General features: G+C 40.5%; 3 protein-coding genes. 1 reads left to right on the forward strand and 2 read right to left on the reverse strand.

Annotated elements, in window-relative coordinates; translation table 11 throughout:
- A partial coding sequence (locus tag PX636_RS12105; protein WP_288117353.1) for a GUN4 domain-containing protein occupies window positions 1-619 on the forward strand: 619 nt, incomplete at its 5' end.
- A 246-nt stretch (window positions 620-865) separates the two neighbouring features.
- Here PX636_RS12105 and PX636_RS12110 read toward each other — a convergent pair.
- Together PX636_RS12110 and PX636_RS12115 are read right to left on the reverse strand one after the other, a co-directional pair.
- Entirely contained in the window at window positions 866-1,156 is a 291-nt protein-coding gene (locus tag PX636_RS12110) for a type II toxin-antitoxin system RelE/ParE family toxin (RefSeq protein WP_002744303.1), read from the reverse strand.
- A complete protein-coding gene (locus PX636_RS12115) occupies window positions 1,153-1,341 on the reverse strand; it encodes a hypothetical protein (protein WP_002762197.1) in 189 nt (62 codons plus the stop codon). The genes PX636_RS12110 and PX636_RS12115 overlap by 4 nt, the downstream gene beginning before the upstream one ends.
- Window positions 1,342-1,705 lie beyond the last annotated feature (364 nt).

Here is a 1,705-nt window from a genome sequence, read left to right on the forward strand (position 1 = left end):
GATGATCTCAGTGCAATACCACAAAGAGGCTGATCGCGCCTACGAAAAAGAACTGAGAAAACAAAGGGAATATCTCATAGAAAACCAAGGGCAAATCTATCAAAAACTAGAGAAGTACCTAGAGCAACAGGATTGGAAAAAATCCGACTACGAAACCGCTTTTATCATGTACCAATGGATGGTCATAGAAAATTATAATGACTTCTACGACCTTTTTAGTCAGGTATCCCTAGAGGTAATCGATGAGATTGATCGACTTTGGATGAAACACAGCGAAGGGAAATTTGGTATCAAGGGACAGGCGAAAATTTACCGTGACCTTGTTGGTGGGACAGGAGAATATAACTATGAAATATGGGATCGTTTTGGCGATCTCGTAGGTTGGAAACAAGGAGAACGATGGTTTAATTTGGACAATATGGAAGTAGCATATCGTACTCCAGAAACCCATTATAATCACTTCTCCGTACTAATGTACTGCCGAGGAGATTTGCGTGATTGGGACATTTGGAGTCAGGTTTACTGGGGTTTTTATGGGAGGCTGGCTTATCCTGGGATGAATCCTATGGGTATTGGATCTCTTCTCTCGCGTCAAGACTTAAAGGACTGTAGCATATAGGGTTACAAGATTTTGTGAACAATTATTAACAGGTAATTTTCGACGAAGCCATGCGGGTTCTGGGTTTTCGATACCTGTCACCGAGGGGTCAGCCACTCGCCCGATGTTTTTGTAGTATGGTTCCTACTAGAAAGTTATGGGTGAGAAAATCTTTGTGTTCTTTGTGCCTTTGTGGTTCTTTCTTCCCTTTTTTGGTAATCTTCACTGCTGCCATTAATTTACTCCCCCAATGGTCTTGGATTATCGTTAATCTTGTGGATTTTCAATGTTTCGGGCAGCATGAAGTACCGCAATAACATCGATTTGCTCAGGCTTGATATAATAAATTATGCGATAAGAACCCTCGATAACTTCTCGGATCTGCTCAGTTTCAAACTCCGGAACAAGACGACCCGAAAAGGGAAAATTAGCAATCTGTTCTGAGCGTCTAGTCAATCTTTCCACCAGTCTTTGAGCATATTGAGGGGAGTTTTGTGATATGTAGTTGTAGATGGATGATAAATGATTAACGGCGGTTTCTGTCCAGAAAACTTTCATGGCTCTAGCTTGAACTTAGTGCGTACTTCTGCCACAGAAATAACCTTTTCCGCCTCACTATCGGCTAATCCTGCTTCAATTGCCTGTCTCACATAAATCTCATACATCAAATCATCCCATGTAGAATTATCCGGCAATTTATCGATTAAATTTCTGGCTTTTTGTTTAATGTTTTTTATTTCCATGATGGTTTCCAAAATGACTCCTGACAGTTTACATTATAGCAAGATAGGCTCCTAGAGATGGTGTATTCTAAAACCACCGCTAACGCTCAGAATATCCAAAAAGGCTTTTCCCTCTCGATGTCCTCAACGAAACCTCAACCCGTGATTGGTGTTAGTTGGTGGATAAATGCTGTATATTTACTCTCGTCGCCGCTTAATTCACACGCAGCAGCGCAGAAACTTGCTCAACATTCATTGCTGTATGTAACAATACAGGAGGAGTTTATCTCAGGAGTTCCACGGTGATTAGAGAGCTAGACCGTAAGTAGTCATGCAAAATTAATTACCCAAATAAAAAATTAAGAAGTATAATACATAAAAAAAC

Origin of the sequence: Microcystis sp. M53598_WE2 (genome assembly GCF_030067735.1) — a bacterium.
Taxonomy (GTDB): Bacteria; Cyanobacteriota; Cyanobacteriia; order Cyanobacteriales; family Microcystaceae; genus Microcystis; species Microcystis aeruginosa.